This is a genomic window from Oerskovia sp. NPDC056781 (assembly GCF_042789955.1).
Lineage (GTDB): Bacteria > Actinomycetota > Actinomycetes > Actinomycetales > Cellulomonadaceae > Oerskovia > Oerskovia rustica.
This window is the reverse complement of record NZ_JBHUAD010000006.1, coordinates 12013-29302: the sequence shown is the minus strand read 5'-3', so window position 1 is coordinate 29302 and position 17290 is coordinate 12013. Positions and strand designations below refer to the sequence as shown.

The window sequence follows — 17290 nt, the reverse complement described above, 5'->3', positions numbered from 1 at the left end:
GTCGGTCCGCACCAACCATGACGTACCGGACACGCGTCGGCCAGCCGCTGGACGGGACGACGGCGGGACGGCGGCGGGATCGGACGAGTTTTCCGCACCACCGTGCGGCCCCGGTCGCATCGGGGACCGACGGGGTTCCGCGCATCGATAACGAACGAGTAACGTAGGCCGCGATCGGGCGCACGACGGACGGCAACGACCACTGGCTCCCGCACCACGAAGTCGGTACCGACCTCCAGCCGGAGGCCGTCCCAGAGCACAGGAGTCACGTCAGGTGGAAACGTCCGCACCGGTCCAGCAGCGCCCGCACGGCGCCGCGCCGACCCCCACGCGGCGTCAACGTCAGGCCGAGCTTCGCGCGCGAGAGCTCGCCGCGGCCGGACTCGAGGGACGCCCCCACGTCGACCACCTGCAGGTCGAGCACCGGCACACCAGCAGCTCGCGCCCCGCGACGTTCGCCGTGCCGCGAGCCACGGTCGAGGACCGCCCGACGCCGTCCCGCCCGTTCCCCGTGCCGACGGCGGCGACTCCCGCGACCGCCCCGGCCCCGCTGGCGGCAGCACCGGCAGCGGCCGTCGCCGCAGCCCCTCGCACCTCTCCGTTCCCGCCGACCGGCATCCTGCGCGCGGCTCCCGAGCCGGCCGCCCCGATCCGGACGCCGTCGGGTGAGATCCCCGTCGTCCTGGTCCCTGCCCCGACGCCGCTCCGCTCGACGCCCACGCCGGTCGTCGTCACCGGTGGCGAGGACGCGATCACCGACCCGGTCTTCCCGCCGCTGAGCCGGCGTGAGCGCAAGTCGGGCGGCCCCGCGACCGGCTCCACCCCGGTCGCCCCCGCGACACCGGCCCGGGGGACCCTGTTCGGCTCGCGTCTCGTGGCGCGCGCCGCGACGGGCGCCGCGTTCGTCGGTGCCCTGGCGTGCGTGCCCATGATCATCCCCGGCACCGCGTCGGGCGACCTCGCCCCCGGCGGGCAGCAGGCCGACCTCGCGGACGACGAGGGCGGGAACACCACGACGCTCGCCGGGCAGGCGGACGGCTCCCAGGACGACATGATCGCCAAGGCGGAGGCCCTCCTGGCACGTGCCGAGGCGTCCTCGGCCTCCACGCACGAGCTCGAGACCGCGCGTGCGGAGCTCGCAGCCCTCAAGGACCAGATCTTGGCCGAGCGCAGCGAGGGCTCGCAGCGTGCGTCCCGCTCGAACGAGCGCACGTCCCTCGCGGACAGCGCCGAGGTCGCCGACACGACGGTCACGCAGGACGAGGGTGCGGCCACGGGTCCGCTCACGACCGCCGACCTCGGCCAGGCGATGAACAACGTGGCGATGCAGCTCAACGACTTCGGTGAGCCGTCCCAGTCGGTCGTCACGCCGGCCCCCGCGACCCCGGCAGAGCTCGCGGCCGAGCGTCGAACCCGTGCCGCGACGTTGCTCGACCAGTGCGGGTCCGCCAACTTCTCCAACGGCAAGATCCCGGCGTCGGCCCTCACGTCGTTGTCGTTCGCCCCGAGCCAGTCCCTGCGCTGCGACGCCGCCGCGATGCTCGAGGAGCTGTCCGCGGCCTACGCTCAGCGGTTCGGCACGTCGATCCCGCTCACGGACACGTACCGGTCCTACTCGGAGCAGGTCTCGACGCGGGCCGCGAAGCCCGGACTCGCGGCCGTCCCCGGGACCTCGAACCACGGCTGGGGCCTGGCGATCGATCTCGCGGCGCCGGCATCGAGCCCTGGTTCGGCCCAGTACAAGTGGCTGCGCGCCAACGCCCCCCTGTACGGGTGGGACAACCCCGCGTGGGCCCGCCCCAACGGGTCCAAGCCCGAGCCCTGGCACTTCGAGTACGCGGCCGGCTGGTAGCCGCCGTCCTTCAGCGGAACGCTGCGTCCTGGTCGGGCGCGAGCGCCCCGTCCGGGACCTCTCCTCGCAGGACCTGCGCGACGACGTCGGGCCTCGTGAGCGGGAACATGTGCCCCTCGCCCGGGAGCCCGTAGACGCTCGCGCCGAGGCGTGCCCCGAGCTCGCGCTCCTCCCGCAGGAACGGCCCCTGCCCTCGGCTCCCCCACCCGACGAGCTGGACCGGGCGGACCGCGAGACGGTCGAGCGCGTCGGAGCGGTCGGCGAACAGGGCGGTGACGCGTTCGGCCTGCGACCAGCTCTGCTCGTACTGCCCCACCAGGAGTCGCCACGCCTCGGGCGTGCCGTAGCGGCGGGCGGCCTCGTCGTCGGGCATGGGGTCGGGGCGGTGCGTCCCGTCGTACCAGGCCCGACGGCGCAGCGCGGGCCCGCGCCTCGTCACCGCCCCGCAGCGCGAGAGCAGGGTGCCGCCCGCGTGGAGCAACCTCTCCGCGAACAGCGTCGCCCCGACCGGGGCGGGCCGCTCGGGGCGTCGTGGCAGGAAGGGCGCCGTCGGGTCGAGGAGCACGACGGCACCGAGCTCCTCGGGGTGGGTCAGCGCCCACTCGATCGCCGCGAGGCCGCCCACGCTGTGCCCCACGAGGCCGATGCTCGCGGCGGCGTGCCTCCCCTCCAGCCCGAGAGACGCCCGGATCGCGGCGACGGGCGCGGTGACCGCCGTCTCCCACGAGTCGAGCACGAGCACGGTCGCGGCCGGGAACTGCTCTCGCACGACGCGCGCCAGAGGCTCCATGTCGGAGGGGGCGAGCAGGAGCCCGGGCAGGATGACCCACGTGGTGGGGGGCGGGGTCGCCGTCGTCATGGGGCCCAGTCCATCACGCGTCCCTGGGACTCGCCTCGGAGGAGGCTGTGGGTTCGGTCCCCGCCTCCCCTGTGCGGTCCTCCCGGGGGCGCGAGCGATGCTGCGGGATCCTCAGGACCTGCACCGCGAGCACCAGGACGACCGAGAACGCGACGATCTGGACGCGCTGCGCGATCCCCGTCCCGAGCGGCAACGGGCTGCCGAACATGCCGATCGTGCCGGTCACGATCCCCAGGACCGGTCCGACGGCGCCCGCGAGGCGGGCCGAGAGCCCGAGGGGGGTCCGACGTCGGGCCCGCGCGAGCCATACGATCCCCGCGCTCGCGACGAACGAGCCGATCCCCGACGCGACGCTCGAGAACGTGTGCGCGTGGTGGGCCGTACTCACGGCTCCCGCCTCCTCGCGCGCGGCGCAGGTCCCGACGGACAGCGCGCAGTCGAGCGGCAGCAGGGCGTCGGCCATGGTCGCGAGCCCGAACGCCACGAGCGACCAGAGAGTGACCCGCTGCACGAGGGTCGCTGCCGGGTGCCCGGCCGCACGCCGACGCCGGTACGCGACGCCCAGGACCGCGAGCCCGACGACCACGAGCGCGCCCGCGGCGAGATCGGTGCCCCGGAAGAGCGCGGACGTCGGCTGGTCGAGCGCCGCGAGCTCGGACAGGTACGAACGGGTCGGGTCGAGGGGCCACCCGGCGGCCGCCTCCAGCACGACGCCCACGTAGAGGATCCCGGCGAGGGTCAGGAGGGCCTGAGCGAGCGTGACGAGCCGGCTCGTGGGCCCTGTCCGGGCGACCTGCGCACCCCTCACGCGACCAGTGCCTGCACGCCCGCGACGATGCGGTCGATCCCGAACTCCAGCTCGGCCTCGGCCGAGTACGCGGACTGCTGCGCCTCGCCGACCGTGGCGCCCACGCGCCCGGCCACGGCGAAGGTGCTCATCTCGCTGATCCGTTCGAGGAGCGGGGCGTTCGCGGTCCACCACTCGTCGTCGGTCTGCCCGCTCTCCTCGTGGGCGAGGCGGGCCGCACGGGCCCGGCGCGCCGCGGTGGTCGCCTGCCCGACGACGAGCGTCACGGTCGCGTCCATCGCGACGTCGTCGAGGCCGACGCCCTCGATCGCCCGGAGCTCGACGTCGTACTTGCGGGTCTCGCCCGGCCCGAGGACGGGCCGCGCGAGGTCGATGTCGAGGAGCCAGGGGTGCGACGCGAAGAGGTCCCAGTTGGCGCGGGCCACCGACCGCAGCCGGTCCTGCCACGTGGCGCCCGACGCCTCGCCCTGCGGGTAGAGCTCGCCGTACGCGCGGTCGACGACCAGGTCCACGAGGTCGTCCTTGTTCTGGACGTAGGTGTAGAGCGACATGGTGCCGATCCCGAGCTCGGCGGCCACCTTGCGCATGGACAGCCCGGCGAGCGCTCCCTCCGAGTCCGCGAGCCCGACGGCGGCGCGCGCCACCTCGTCCGTCGTCCGGGACTGCTGGGGCCCCCTCGCGCCACGGTCGGCGTGCAGCCCCCACAGGAGCGCGAGGGTGCGCGCGGGGTCGCGAGTGGTCGCGGGGGACGTCGGGGTCGGCACGGGCTGCCTCCTCGTGAGCGATCGGGGATCATCGAGGGGGCTCGACGGATGCCCGACCTGTCGGGAATGATCTGCGTACATCGTACGTTGATCGCTCGGAAGATCGACGTACGACGCACCAGGAAAGAGGCCCTGTGCCGCGACCAGCGCCACGCCCGACTGTCGGCCCCCCGGCGAGCGACGAACCCCCGATGGTGTCCGGCGACCTGCTCGACGGACTGCTCGACGCCTGGGCGGCAGGCGACGGCAGCCGCGCCGACGTGTTCTGGGGAGCAGTGTGCGCCGAGGCCCTCGGGCACGTCGCTGCCGGTCGTCTCGTACCCGTGGTCGACGCGGGCCGCGCGGGCTGGCGGGTCGGCCCGCTCGACGGCGCCGCCCTCGACCGTGTGGACGCCCTCGCGGACGCGATGCCCGACGACGTCGCCGTCCCGGAGGTGCTCGGTGCCGGGACCGGGATGCCCGCAGACGGCGTCGTCGACGACGAGGCGCGCACCGACGGCGTCTCGATGCACGGAGCGGCACGCACGAGCACGGTGCGACAGGCCATGGATGCCGTCGCGGACGCATGGGTCCGGCGCGCCGCGCCGACCAGCGACGTTCCCCAGGGGCGGTCCGGCCTGCTGGTGGTCGCGCCGGGCGGCACGACGCCGCACGAGACGGCCGATGCAGCCGCCGCCGAGCTCGCCGGGTGGGCGCACGACGCCGCCGCGCTGCTCGACCCTCGCGTCACCGTGACCCTCCGGCTCGCCCCCTTGCCGGACGACGGCCCGACCACCGAGGGTGACGGCCATTCCGCCGAGGGTGACAGCCCGACCACCGAGGGTGACCTCGCCGTCCGCGACTGGCTCGCGACGGTCGTCGTCCGCGGACGCGACGGGGCCCGGACGGCGGACGCGCTGTGGGCGTCCGCCCGCACCGACGCGGCTGCCCGCGAAGCGGTCGGGGACGTCCTGGTCCGGCTGCGTGCGGGAGCCCACGCCTGGCCCCCGCTCGACGGGCTGCTCGACCGGCCGGTCCCCGACGCCCTCGTCCTCGCCCCGGCGGACGTCCGCGAGCTCCTCGCCGAAGGAGCATCAGCGCTTGCCGCGACCGGTGTCGGTGTCGAGTGGCCGGCGAGCCTCGCCGGTCAGGTCCGGTCCGTCGCGGTGTTCTCACCGATCGAGGCCCCGGAAGACCGGGGCGGCGCGCTCCCCGCCCTGCTGCGGTCCGATGCGCACGGGGGCGCCTCCGCGTCGGGCTCCCTGTCGAGCCCCATGACGCTCACGCACGAGCTCACGCTCGACGGGGTACGCCTCACCGCGGCCGAGCGCGAGCACCTGGCGCGCGTCCACGCCGAGGGGCGCTCCGCCGTCGTGCGGCTGCGCGGACGATGGGTCCTCGCCGATCCCGCCGCGGCACAGGCTGCCACCCGACGCACGGCCCAGCCCGTCTCCGCGCTCGACGCCGTCTCCGCGGCGCTCACGGGCGTGACCCGCGTGGGCGACCAGGACCTGGTCGTGACCCCGACGCCGTGGCTCGACCGGCTCCGCGCCGAGCTCGAGGACCCCACCCCGGCGCGCGACGTCGTCGCACCGGGGGGGCTGAACGCCTCGCTGCGCGACTACCAGCTCCAAGGCCTGCGCTGGCTCGCGCGCCTGACCGGGCTCGGGCTCGGCGCGTGCCTCGCCGACGACATGGGACTCGGCAAGACGATCACGCTCATCGCGCTGCACCTGCACCGCTCCCGACCCGACGACGCCGCGCCGCAGGTGGCCGACACGGCCACCGGGCCCACCCTGGTCGTGTGCCCGGCCTCCCTCCTGGGCAACTGGGAGCAGGAGATCCGCCGGTTCGCGCCCGGGATCGCGGTGCGCCGATTCCACGGTGCGTCACGCGACCTGCGCGGGGTCGACGACGGGTTCGTGCTGACGACCTACGGGACCGTCCTGTCGGACGCCTCGCGGAGCGCACCCGTGCTCGGTGCGCACCGCTGGGGGCTCGTCGTCGCGGACGAGGCGCAGCACGTCAAGAACCCGGGGTCCAGCACCGCGAAGGCGCTGCGCACGATCCCCGCCGCGGCCCGCGTCGCGCTGTCCGGGACGCCCGTCGAGAACAACCTCACCGAGCTGTGGGCCGTCATGGACTGGCTCAACCCGGGCCTCCTGGGCACGCGCGGGCAGTTCCGGCGGCGATGGGCCGACCCGATCGAGGGGACCCGCGACCCGGTCCTCGCCGAACGCCTCGCGCGCCTGGTGCGGCCGTTCCTGCTGCGGCGGCGCAAGTCCGACCCGGGGATCGCCCCCGAGCTGCCGCCCAAGACCGTGACCGATCAGGTGGTGCCGCTCACGGCCGAGCAGGTCGGGCTCTACGAGGGCGCCGTGCGATCGGCCCTCGCGGAGATCGACCGGGCCGAGGGCATGGGGCGTCGCGCCATGATCGGCGGCCTGCTCACGCACCTCAAGCAGATCTGCAACCACCCGGCGCAGTACCTGCACGAGGAGGATCCTCGGTTGTCGGGAAGGTCGGGCAAGCTCGACGCGTTCACCGAGCTCGTCACGACCATCCGGGCCGAGGAGGGTGCGATCCTCGTGTTCACGCAGTACGTCGCGATGGCCCGGCTCCTCGAGTCCTCCCTCGCTCGTCGCGGCGTGCCGACGATGCTGCTGCACGGCGGGACGCCCGTGGCGCAGCGCGAGCAGATGGTCGCTCGCTTCCAGGCGACCGAAGGGATGCCGCCCGTCTTCCTGCTCTCGCTGAAGGCCGCGGGGACCGGGCTCAACCTCACGCGTGCCGACCACGTCGTCCACTTCGACCGCTGGTGGAACCCGGCCGTCGAGGAGCAGGCGACCGACCGGGCGTACAGGATCGGGCAGACACGGCCCGTCCAGGTGCACCGCCTGACCAGCGAAGGAACCATCGAGGAGCACATCGCCCGCATGATCGAGTCCAAGAGGGAGCTCGCCGACGCCGTGCTCGGGGCGGGCGGCGTCGAGGGCGCGATCTCCGAGCTGAGCACCGCCGACCTCGCCGAGCTGGTCGCCCTGCGGAGCGCCGAGGGCGAGGAACCGGCCGCCGAGGGTGACCGACGAACGCCCGGCGGCGACGAGAGGAGGCGACCGTGAGCGCCGTGGGCTTTCCCGCCTTCCCCCCGACCGGTACCGCGACCAAGGGTGCCGTCCGGCGTGGCCAGTCGTGGTGGGCACGTGCCTGGGTCCGGTCGATGGAGGAGTTCGCCCTGGACGCAGGGCCGCTCAAGAAGGGTCGCGCCTACGCCCGGACGGGGCGCGTGGGATCGATCACGGTCAGTCCAGGAGCCGTCCAGGCACGTGTACAGGATGACGATGGCGAGATGTACCACACGGTCGTCTCGCTCGAACCGCTGACCGACGACGAGTGGGACCGGTTCCTGCGCGTCCTCGCGTCCCGGTCAGGGCGGCTCGCAGCGCTGCTCACGGGCGAGATGCCCCGCGACGTCGTCGCCGCCGCGGTCGACGCCGACATCTCGCTGCTCCCGGGGATCGGCGACCTCGAACCCGAGTGCGACTGCCCCACCTGGGACCTCCCCTGCCTGCACGCCGCAGCGCTGAGCTACCAGGCGGGCTGGCTGCTCGACGCCGACCCGTTCGTGCTCTTCCTCCTGCGCGGACGTTCCCGCGATCAGGTCCTCGACGCGCTGCGCGGACTCTCGTCGCCCGACCCGGCCGCCGCGCCGTCGTACCCGTCGGTCGATGGCACGCCCGACCCGGCCGACGCACCGGTGAGCCACGAGGGGACGGACGCTGCGCCGTCGGGCCAGCGGATCCTCGGTGAGCTGCCGCCACCTCCCGACGTCCCCGAGCCTCCCTCCGCGGCCGACCTCCTGCCCGGCGTGCCGGACCGGACGGCCGACGGGACGCCCGTCGACCTCGCCCGTCTGCAGGCCGTGCTCGCCGCTGCCGCGCTCTCAGCGGCGGAACGGCTCACCGCGCTGGACCGCTGACAAGCCGCAGCGGGCCACAGGCCTCAGCCCCCCCTGACCCGTGCGCTCGAGCAGGACCATGACCTCGTAGTGCGTGGTCTGCGGAAACATGTCCAGGACACGGCCCCGCACGGGGCGCAGCGACGGCATGGCCGCGAGGTCGCGGGCCAGCGACACCGCGTTGCAGCTCGAGTAGACGACCTGCTGCACGGTCGAGCTCTCGAGCCAGCCCGCGAGCTCGGCGCCGATCCCGCGACGCGGCGGGTTCACGATCACGAGGTCCGGGGCCCGCTCGGCCGCGAGCGCGAACGCCGTGGCGTCACCGGCCGCGAACGTCACGTCGTCGAGCCCGGCCTGGGCCGCGCTGCGCTCGGCGCTCACGATCGCCTCGCGGCTGGACTCGATCCCGACCACCTGACGGCCAGGCGTCGCGCAGTGGAGCGCGAAGCCGCCCACGCCGCAGTACAGGTCCCAGACGCTGCCCGGCGCGGCCTCGTCGACCCATTCGCGACCCTGTCGGTACAGGGCCGCGGCGACGTCGGTGTTGGTCTGGAAGAAGCTCTGCCGACGCAGGTGCATCTCGATCCCGTTGACGCGCATGGTCAGCGTGTCGGCCTCGGTCAGCAGGATCTCCTGCTCGCCCTCGAGCGCGGCCTTGTGCTCGGGCAGGATGTTGGCCGACACCACGCGCGCCTGCGGCAACGCGTCGAGCAGGCTCGGCAGGTGCTTGCGCAGGCGCGAGACCGGCTCCTGCGAGCGCAGCACGAAGCGCACCATGAGCTCGCCGTCCGGGGACTGCGTGACCAGCACGTTCTTGAGCTCACCGCGCCGCGTCGCCACGTCGTAGGGCGTGAGGCCCGCCCGGGTGACGAAGTCCGCGAGGACGGGGAAGACCGCCTGGAGGTCGGCCGGGTAGAGGCCGCAGTCCTGGAGGTCGACGCCGCGTCCGCCCGCGTCGAGGATGCCGAGCGTCGGGCGCTCGACCGTGCCGCCCACGACCATCTTGGCCTTGTTGCGGAAGCCCGACTCGCGGCTCGCGACCGGTCGCTCCCACCGCAGGTCGCCGTGTGCCGCGAGGAGCTCGCCCGCGTGCCGCTGCTTGTCGGCGAGCTGCGCGGCGTAGCCCTGGCCCATGAGGGTGCACGAACGGCACTCGTGGGCGTCGAAGTGGGGGCACTGCATTCCCCCGATCCTACGGGGCGGGCCTGTGAGGGACGGCCTCGGCCGAGGGGCTACGGCTTCTCGCCGATCACGACCGTCGCCCCGAGCTCGTCGTCGGTCTCGACACGCGCGACGAGGCCCCCGCGCTCGAAGAGCCCGACCGCGACGGGCGCCTGCCGCTCGCTCGTCTCGATCAGGAGGTGGCCGCCCGGGGCCAGCCAGGTTGCCGCGGCGGCAGCCACGCGACGGTGCACGTCGAGGCCGTCGTGGCCGCCGTCGAGCGCGACGCGGGCCTCATGGACCCTCGCCTCGGGCGGCATGGTCTCGATCGCGCCGGTTGGGACGTAGGGAGCGTTGACGACGAGGACGTCGACGATCCCGCGCAGACGCACCGGCAGAGCCTTGTACAAGTCCCCCTCGTACACGTGTCCATCGAGGTTTCGGCGGGCGCAGCGCACCGCGGCGGGATCGATGTCCGCCGCGTGCAGGTCGATGCCCGGGTGCGCCGCGATCAGCACCGCCCCCAGCGCGCCCGTGCCGCAGCACAGGTCGACGACCGTCGCGTGCTCGCCCGTGAACCCGCTCGCGAGCGACGCGAGGAGCTCCGTGCGTCGGCGCGGCACGAACACCGTCGGCTCGACCAGGATGCGCAGCCCGCAGAACCTACCAGGATGCGCAGCCCGCAGAACTCCGCCCAGCCGATGACCTGCTCCAGGGGCAGTCCCGCCACCCGGCTCGCCACCATGGCGTCCAGCTCGGCCGCAGACGTCGCGGCCGAACGGAGGAGGTCGGCCTCCTCCTCCGCGAACACGCACCCCGCAGCACGCAGGATGGACACGACGTCTGACGGGCTCATGGCGGGACTCAGGCTACTACCCGGCCCCGCGCGCTGGCGGATAATGGGCACGTGCCCGACGACGCAGCCCCCGCCCCCGCCCGTCCCACCTCCCCCGTGGTCGCCACCCCACGGGGCCCGTCCCCGCAGGCGCGAGCCCACGCGGAGGACCTCGCACGATTCGTCGAGGCCTCGCCCTCGTCGTTCCACGCGGCCCACGAGGTCGCGCGCCGCGCCGTCGAGGCAGGCTTCACGCTGCTCGACGAGGCCGACGCCTGGCCGCAGCAGACCGCCGGGGGCCGCTACGTCGTCGTGCGTGACGGTGCCGTCATCGCGTGGGCCACGCCCGCAGGCGCGCACCCGACGACGCCCTTCGCGATCCTCGGCGCGCACACCGACTCCCCCGGCTTCAAGCTCAAGCCCAGGCCGACCACCGGCCGCGAGGGCTGGTGGCAGGCGGGTGTCGAGGTCTACGGCGGACCGCTGCTCAACTCGTGGCTCGACCGCGAGCTCGAGCTCGCCGGGCGGCTCGTGACGCTCGACGGCCGCAGCCACCTCGTACGGACCGGCCCCCTGCTCCGCATCCCGCAGCTCGCGATCCACCTCGACCGCGCCGCTAACGACGGCCTCACGCTCGACAAGCAGCGCCACACCCAGCCCGTGTGGGGCCTCGGCGCGCTCGGCGCCCCCGACGCCGACCTGCTCGCGCTCCTCGCCGAGCACGCGGGGGTCCGGGCCGCGGAGGTCGGCGGGTACGACCTCGTCGTCGCGGACACCCAGGCGCCGCGGATCTTCGGCGCGCACGAGGAGCTGCTCGCGTCGGGACGGCTCGACAACCTGCTCTCGGTGCACGCAGGACTCGTCGCTCTGCTCGAGGCGGCGGCAGGGACCAGGACCCCGGGCGGGGAGGCGCCGATCGCCGTCCTCGCGGCGTTCGACCACGAGGAGATCGGCAGCGAGACGCGCTCGGGGGCCAGCGGGCCGTTCCTCGCGGACGTCCTGTCGCGCATCAGCGGCGGGTCCGGGGCGAGCGACGAGGACCGGCACCGTGCGCTCGCGGGGTCGCTGTGCGTGTCGAGCGACGTCGGGCACTCGGTCCACCCCAACTACCCGGAGCGGCACGACCCGGCGAACCGCCCCGTGGCGGGCGGTGGCCCGATCCTCAAGATCAACGCCAACCAGCGGTACGCCACCGACGCCCACGGGGCGGCGGCCTGGGCCGCGGCCTGCGCGGCGGCCGGGGTCCCGAGCCAGGAGTTCGTCTCGGAGAACACGGTGCCGTGCGGGTCGACGATCGGACCGCTGACCGCGACCCGCCTCGGCATCCGGACGGTCGACGTCGGCGCTCCGATCCTCTCGATGCACTCGGCGCGCGAGCTCACGGCCGTCGCGGACCCGTACTACCTGTCCCGCGCGATCGCGCAGGTGTTCGCGGGCTGAAGACCTTCCCGCCATCGAACCAGCTCTCGCACCAAGGTTCGGCGACCGCACGTGCCAGGTGGGAGACTCTGAGACGTGCCCAGCCCGTCGCGAACCCCGGAACCGGACGCCGCGTCGGACGACACGGCGGGCGCCAGGCGTCCGGATTCGAGCGCGGGCGGCCGGCCCTTCTCCGACCGGCCCGGTGCCCTCCTCGACGTCCTCCTTGCGGGCGGCCGTCGTGCCGACCGGCTGACGCACGTCGAGCACCTGCCCGGTCGCCCCGGGCAGCAGGCGGACTGGCCCGGCTGGGCCGACGCGTCGCTCGTCGCGGGCTACCGCTCGATGGGCGTCGAGCGCCCGTGGTCGCACCAGGTCGAGGCCGCCGAGGCCGCCTGGTCGGGACGCCACGTCGCGCTCGCGACGTCGACCGGCTCGGGCAAGTCCCTGGCGTTCTGGCTGCCCGCGCTCACCGCCGTGCGCGCGGACCGCGCGGCGCAGACCCTGGCCCCGGGCCGGATCGAGAGCGCCCGCACGCGCGGCACCGTCCTCTACCTGAGCCCGACCAAGGCCCTGGCGGCCGACCAGGTCGACGGCCTCCAGCACCTCCTCGACGCCTCGCGTGCCAACGACGTCAAGGTCTCGACGTGCGACGGCGACACGTCGTTCGAGGAGCGCAAGTGGGTGCAGGAGTACGCGGACGTCGTGCTGACCAACCCCGACTTCCTGCACTTCGCGCTCCTGCCCAACCACCGGCGCTGGACGCGGTTCCTGAGCAACCTGCGCTATGTCGTCGTCGACGAGGGGCACTCCTACCGGGGCGTGTTCGGGGCGCACGTGGCCCTCGTGCTGCGGCGCCTCGCACGGCTCGCGGCGCACTACGCGGCGGCGCCGGCGACGGCCCGCACCGGGTCGTCGGCGCCACGCCGGGGGATCACCCGGCCCGCTGCTGACGACGGTCGCGCACGGGGCCTCACGTTCGTCGTCGCGTCGGCCACGACGGCCGACCCCGCCGTGAGCGCGGGCCGCCTCATCGGGGTCCCGCCCGAGCAGATCGTCACGGTCGACGCCGACACGAGCCCTGCCGGGCGCAAGACGTTCGCGCTGTGGCAGCCGCCCGAGGTCCTGGGCTACGAGGCCGCGCAGGCCAGGGCGGCAGCGGCGAACGACCCGGCGGCCGACGCAGCCCTCGCCGAGGCCCTGCTGATCGACCCCACGGCCCACGACGAGCTGGGCCTGACGCGCGACCCCGACGAGCCCGCGACCCCGGGCGACTCCCCCGAGCGGCCGCGACGGTCCGCGACGGCCGAGGCCGCGGACCTCCTGGCCGACCTCACGGCGGCGGGCGCCCGGACCCTCGCGTTCACGCGCTCGCGCCGAGGCGCCGAGGCCGTCGCGACCCAGACCCAGGACCACCTGCGCGTCGTCTCGCCCCAGCTCGCGCGCCGCGTCGCGGCCTACCGCGGCGGCTACCTCCCCGAGGAGCGCCGGGAGCTCGAGCAGGCGCTGCGCAGCGGCGCGATCCGCGGCCTCGCGACGACCAACGCGCTCGAGCTCGGGGTCGACATCTCGGGCCTCGACGCGGTGCTCATCGCGGGGTGGCCGGGCACGCGCATGTCGGTCTGGCAGCAGGCGGGGCGTGCGGGGAGGGCCGGGGCCGACGGCCTGGTCGCTTTCGTCGCGCGCGAGGACCCGCTCGACACCTACCTCGTGCACCACCCCGAGGCGATCTTCGCGGCGCCTCTGGAGGCCACCGTCTTCGACCCCGCCAACCCGTACGTCCTCGCGCCGCACCTGTGCGCGGCCGCCGCGGAGGTCCCGCTCCGACAGTCCGACCTCCCCCAGTTCGGCGACCCCGCCGCGGTGACCGAGCTCCTGGGCGTGCTGGTCGCGCGGGGTGCGCTGCGCCGTCGGGCGTCAGGGTGGTACTGGACGCATGCCCGGTCGGCCGCCGCGATGACGGACCTGCGCGGCTCGGGCGGCTCGCCCGTGCGCGTCGTCGAGGCCGGCACCGGACGCCTGCTCGGCACGGTCGACGCGGCCTCGGCCGACGGCTCGGTCCACGACGGCGCGGTCTACGTCCACCAGGGCGTGAGCTACGTCGTGGAGTCGCTCGACCTGCGCGACGGCGTAGCGCTCGTCGCGCGCCGGGACGTCGACTTCGGGACGTGGTCGCGATCCGTCACGGAGATCGCTATCCACGGCATCCGCGACGAGGAGCCGGACGGGGCCCCGGCCACGGTCCCGGGCGAGGGCCCGGACCCCGTCGATGCCCCGAGCGACGGCCCGACGGCGGAGCCCGCCCCGGGCGAGCAGCCCTCCGTCCCGCAGGGCGCGGCCCCGAACGACGCCGCGCACCCCGCGATCCAGCGCTGGTGGGGACCGATCGGCTGGGGGTTCGGGCCGGTCGAGGTCACGAGCCAGGTCGTGAGCTTCCAGCGTCGACGCCTGCCGGACCTGCAGATCCTGGGCACCGAACCGCTCGACCTGCCCGAGCACACGCTCCCGACGACCGCCGTGTGGTGGACGGTCCCGGCCGACGTCCTCGAGGCCGCGGGCATCGACGCCGACACCGCGCCAGGAGCGCTGCACGCGGCCGAGCACGCGTCGATCGGGCTCCTGCCCCTGCTCGCGACGTGCGACCGCTGGGACCTGGGCGGGGTCTCGACAGCGATGCACGTCGACACCGAGCAGGCCACGGTCTTCGTGTACGACGCGTACCCCGGCGGTGCGGGCTTCGCCGAGCGGGGGTTCCACCTGGGCGCGACCTGGCTGCGCGCGACGCGGGCCGCGATCTCGCGCTGCCCGTGCACGGACGGCTGCCCCGCGTGCGTGCAGTCGCCCAAGTGCGGCAACTTCAACAACCCGCTCGACAAGGCCGCCGCGGTCCGGCTGCTCGACGCGGTGCTCGCCTACGCGCCGTCCGACTGACGCCTCGTGCGCTGAGTGCATGATTCGGCCACGACTCGCCGGGTGCGTCGCAGCCGAGTCATGCACTCACCGGTCGATGCCCGCTCACCGCGCCGACGCCGGTCCCGCGCGCGCCGCAGCACGCGCGGTGCCCAGCACCCCGGCCCACCCCGTCGCCTCGCGCGTGACGTCGACCCGGACGACACCGTGACCCTGCTCGTCACAGACCACGACCACGGCGCCGTTGCGCCCCGCGGTCTCCCGCGCCGTCGGGCAGGCCTCCCACCCTCGCTGGAGGGCGGTCGCCGCGGCGAGCGCTGCGAGGTCGGCTGCCGCCTGCGCCCTGCCGCGGGCCCCCTGGGCCGAGGCGAGCGCCGAGAGGGCGAGCCCCAGCACGAGGGCGACCGCGATCAGGCCGAGCGCCAGCACGGTTCCCGAGCCGCGGTCGCAAGGCCTCACGGCTCGCTCCACGCGACCGCCGCCCCGCGTGCCTGGAGCGGAGAGCGCGACAACCAGCCGCCGACCACAGGCTGGGCGACCCGCACCTCGACCCACGGGCCGCCGCGCGTGACGGTCACCGTGGCCTCGGCGCCGGCCACCTGCCCGACGACGGCGCGCACCGCCGCGTCGTCCTCGCCGATCGCGACGGCCCGGGCAGCGGCGCGCGCGGCGTCGGCGGCCTGGAGCTGCGCGTTCGCCGCCGCGGCGAGCGTGAGGACGGCCACCAGCACGAGGACGACCGCGGGCAGCGCGAGCGCGAGCTCGGCGGTCACGGTGCCGCGCTCACGGTCGCGGAACCTGCGCCCGGGCCGCCACCACGCGCCGGTGGCCGTCGCGCTCATCCGATCGACAGGGCGCGCTGGATGATACCGAGCAGCATCTCGCGCACCTCGCCGCTCTTGAGGATCGCGATGAGCAGTCCGGCGAACCCGACCGCCGCGATGGTCGCCACCGCGTACTCGGCGGTCGCGAGACCGGCCTCCGGGTCCTCGCCGCGGACGCGGGCGAGCAGCCCCGCCCACCCTGCTCTCGCTCCGTGCACAACCTTCATGGGTGTCTCCTCCTGGTCCGTGGCCCGCCCGTCGCGCGCCGTGCCGCCCACTGTGGCGGGCCCGGCCCCCGGCGCGCTGGACCGAGCGGCGTCGCTGTGGAGCCAGGCCCCCACAAGCGGCCTGTGGACGGCCCGCCCCCGTCCAGCGGGCCCCTCCCGAGCCGCTAGGTGGCGTCCTGCTGTGCCAGCCAGGCGAGGATCACCCGGTTCGTCTCCTCCGGCAGCTCCTGCTGGATCCAGTGACCGCAGTCCAGGTCGACCACGTCCACGTGAGGCACGTACTCCGCGAGCCGCTCCGACCTCGCGACCATGTCCCGCGAGCCGTGGATCATGAGGGCCGGCTGCTTGATGACGGGGTCCGCGTCCGCCAGCAGGTGCCAGTTGCGGTCGAGGTTCCTGTACCAGTTGATGCTGCCCGTGAAGCCGGTCGACTCGAAGGCGGAGACGAAGACGGCCAGCTCACCGTCGCTCATGAGGGGCTCGCCGAGCGGCGCCTGCGCCCTGGCGAGACTCATCATGGCCATGCCCGGCTCGGGTGCTCGGAGCGGCTCGTTCTTCCGGTACAGGTTGCGCAGGAACCGGGACGTGTTCTCGTCGAGCACCGCGTCCGCGACGCCAGGCCGGCGGTTGAAGTGCACGAAGTAGAAGTCGCCGCCCAGCACCTCCTCCATGAGCTCGATCCAGGGCCGCTCGCCACGTTCCTGGTAAGGCAGGCTCAGGTTGATCACCCGGTCGACCCGGTGCGGGTGCAGCAGGGTCAGCCCCCAGACGACGAACGCCCCCCAGTCGTGACCGACGAACGTGGCGTCCTGGTAGCCGTAGTGGTCGAGGAGCGCGACGAGGTCTCCCGCCAGGTGCTCGATGTCGTACTCGGTCACGTCGGCCGGACGGGACGAGCCGCCGTAGCCCCGCTGGTTCGGGACGATCACGTGATAGCCCGCTGCGACGAGCGCAGGCACCTGATGACGCCAGGAGTAGGCGTGCTCCGGCCAGCCGTGGCACAGCACGACGGGCCGTCCTGCGTTGTGCCTGCCGGCTTCGAAGACTTCGAGCTCCACGCCGTTGACGGCCACCAGGGTGGGCTCGGGGAAGTCGGGGACGCTCGGACTCGTGAGTGGGTTCATGTCGCCATGGTGCGCACCGGTACCGGTCAACCCGTGTCCGGTTCTCCGCGCGACCGCCACCTCTTCCCGCGAGACTGGTCGGCAGCGGCTGTCGATTCCGTCGGTGGTCACGCGTCATCGTGATGAAGGACCCACCACCCACTCACCTGGAGGAATCATGAGCACCGAGTACGCGATCCTCATCCACGCCCCGGAGGACGGCACGCCCGCCATGCGTCCGGACCTGGCCGCGGAGATCATGGCCCAGCACGACGAGTTCTCGCGCCGCGTCGTCGCCGAGGGGCACCGCATCACGGGCGGCGTCGAGCTCGAGGCAGCCGGTACGGCGACCCTGGTCCGCCCGGGCGTCGGGACGACCGAGGGCCCGTTCACCGAGCTCGCCGAGCAGATCGGCGGCCTCTACCTGGTCGTGAGCGACGACCTCCCCGGGCTCGCGACGATCATCGACGAGGTGTTCGCAGGCGACGGCTGCACGTACGAGATCCGCCCCACGGTCGACCACGGCGGGTCCGACGGCGCGACCGACCCCGAGGCGGCCGTCGCGTCGACCACCGGCGCGGAGGTCTGACC

15 protein-coding genes are annotated in these 17290 nt (G+C 74.5%); 6 read left to right on the top strand and 9 right to left on the bottom strand.

The window, feature by feature from the left end; genetic code table 11:
• Positions 1 to 274 precede the first annotated feature (274 nt).
• Positions 275 to 1852: a D-alanyl-D-alanine carboxypeptidase family protein gene (locus ACFRCR_RS01290; RefSeq protein WP_377674827.1), complete on the top strand. Its 1578-nt coding sequence runs from the start codon at positions 275 to 277 to the stop codon at positions 1850 to 1852.
• 10 nt (positions 1853 to 1862) lie between these two features.
• On the opposite strand, the gene ACFRCR_RS01285 is transcribed toward ACFRCR_RS01290, so the two are convergent.
• Genes ACFRCR_RS01285 through ACFRCR_RS01275 form a run of 3 tightly spaced genes read right to left on the bottom strand, consistent with a single transcriptional unit; the run spans position 1863 to position 4283 of the window.
• Positions 1863 to 2711, bottom strand: coding sequence for an alpha/beta fold hydrolase (locus tag ACFRCR_RS01285; protein ID WP_377674825.1), 849 nt, complete (start codon positions 2709 to 2711; stop codon positions 1863 to 1865).
• 13 nt (positions 2712 to 2724) lie between these two features.
• Entirely contained in the window at positions 2725 to 3519 is a 795-nt protein-coding gene (locus ACFRCR_RS01280) for a DUF998 domain-containing protein (protein WP_377674823.1), read from the bottom strand.
• The gene (locus ACFRCR_RS01275; RefSeq protein ID WP_377674821.1) at positions 3516 to 4283 is read right to left on the bottom strand and encodes a TetR/AcrR family transcriptional regulator; all 768 of its coding nucleotides are present in this window, start codon (positions 4281 to 4283) and stop codon (positions 3516 to 3518) included. Before ACFRCR_RS01275 ends, ACFRCR_RS01280 begins: the two co-directional genes overlap by 4 nt.
• Before the next feature lie 191 nt (positions 4284 to 4474).
• Here ACFRCR_RS01275 and ACFRCR_RS01270 point away from each other — a divergent pair, with 191 nt between their 5' ends.
• Positions 4475 to 7384, top strand: coding sequence for a DEAD/DEAH box helicase (locus ACFRCR_RS01270; RefSeq protein WP_377674819.1), 2910 nt, complete (start codon positions 4475 to 4477; stop codon positions 7382 to 7384).
• On the top strand, positions 7381 to 8241 hold the full coding sequence (locus ACFRCR_RS01265; RefSeq protein WP_377674817.1) for an SWIM zinc finger family protein: 861 nt from the start codon (positions 7381 to 7383) through the stop codon (positions 8239 to 8241). Before ACFRCR_RS01270 ends, ACFRCR_RS01265 begins: the two co-directional genes overlap by 4 nt.
• Here the strand turns inward: ACFRCR_RS01265 and rlmC are convergent.
• Positions 8206 to 9402: a 23S rRNA (uracil(747)-C(5))-methyltransferase RlmC gene (gene rlmC / locus ACFRCR_RS01260; protein WP_377674815.1), complete on the bottom strand. Its 1197-nt coding sequence runs from the start codon at positions 9400 to 9402 to the stop codon at positions 8206 to 8208. The two genes, ACFRCR_RS01265 and rlmC, sit on opposite strands and share 36 nt — an antisense overlap.
• A gap of 50 nt (positions 9403 to 9452) precedes the next feature.
• On the bottom strand, positions 9453 to 10004 hold the full coding sequence (locus ACFRCR_RS01255) for a putative protein N(5)-glutamine methyltransferase (protein WP_377674814.1): 552 nt from the start codon (positions 10002 to 10004) through the stop codon (positions 9453 to 9455).
• A gap of 329 nt (positions 10005 to 10333) precedes the next feature.
• Here ACFRCR_RS01255 and ACFRCR_RS01250 point away from each other — a divergent pair, with 329 nt between their 5' ends.
• Together ACFRCR_RS01250 and ACFRCR_RS01245 are read left to right on the top strand one after the other, a co-directional pair.
• Positions 10334 to 11656 (top strand): M18 family aminopeptidase, encoded by a 1323-nt coding sequence (locus ACFRCR_RS01250; RefSeq protein WP_377674848.1) that lies wholly within the window; start codon positions 10334 to 10336, stop codon positions 11654 to 11656.
• 231 nt (positions 11657 to 11887) lie between these two features.
• Positions 11888 to 14566 carry a DEAD/DEAH box helicase gene (locus ACFRCR_RS01245; RefSeq protein WP_377674846.1) on the top strand — a complete coding sequence of 893 codons (2679 nt, stop codon included), beginning with the start codon at positions 11888 to 11890 and terminating at the stop codon, positions 14564 to 14566.
• A gap of 84 nt (positions 14567 to 14650) precedes the next feature.
• Here the strand turns inward: ACFRCR_RS01245 and ACFRCR_RS01240 are convergent, their stop codons facing one another.
• From ACFRCR_RS01240 to ACFRCR_RS01225, 4 genes are all read right to left on the bottom strand, one after another.
• The gene (locus tag ACFRCR_RS01240; protein WP_377674812.1) at positions 14651 to 15004 is read right to left on the bottom strand and encodes an Rv3654c family TadE-like protein; all 354 of its coding nucleotides are present in this window, start codon (positions 15002 to 15004) and stop codon (positions 14651 to 14653) included.
• Entirely contained in the window at positions 15001 to 15387 is a 387-nt protein-coding gene (locus tag ACFRCR_RS01235) for a TadE family type IV pilus minor pilin (protein WP_377674810.1), read from the bottom strand. Before ACFRCR_RS01235 ends, ACFRCR_RS01240 begins: the two co-directional genes overlap by 4 nt.
• Complete coding sequence (locus tag ACFRCR_RS01230) at positions 15384 to 15596, bottom strand: DUF4244 domain-containing protein (protein ID WP_377674808.1); 213 nt, start codon at positions 15594 to 15596, stop codon at positions 15384 to 15386. The genes ACFRCR_RS01235 and ACFRCR_RS01230 overlap by 4 nt, the downstream gene beginning before the upstream one ends.
• A 164-nt stretch (positions 15597 to 15760) precedes the next feature.
• Positions 15761 to 16720, bottom strand: coding sequence for an alpha/beta fold hydrolase (locus tag ACFRCR_RS01225; RefSeq protein WP_377674806.1), 960 nt, complete (start codon positions 16718 to 16720; stop codon positions 15761 to 15763).
• Positions 16721 to 16877: 157 nt separating this feature from the next.
• Here ACFRCR_RS01225 and ACFRCR_RS01220 point away from each other — a divergent pair, with 157 nt between their 5' ends.
• Positions 16878 to 17288, top strand: coding sequence for a YciI family protein (locus ACFRCR_RS01220; RefSeq protein ID WP_377674804.1), 411 nt, complete (start codon positions 16878 to 16880; stop codon positions 17286 to 17288).
• The last annotated feature ends 2 nt before the right edge of the window (positions 17289 to 17290 follow it).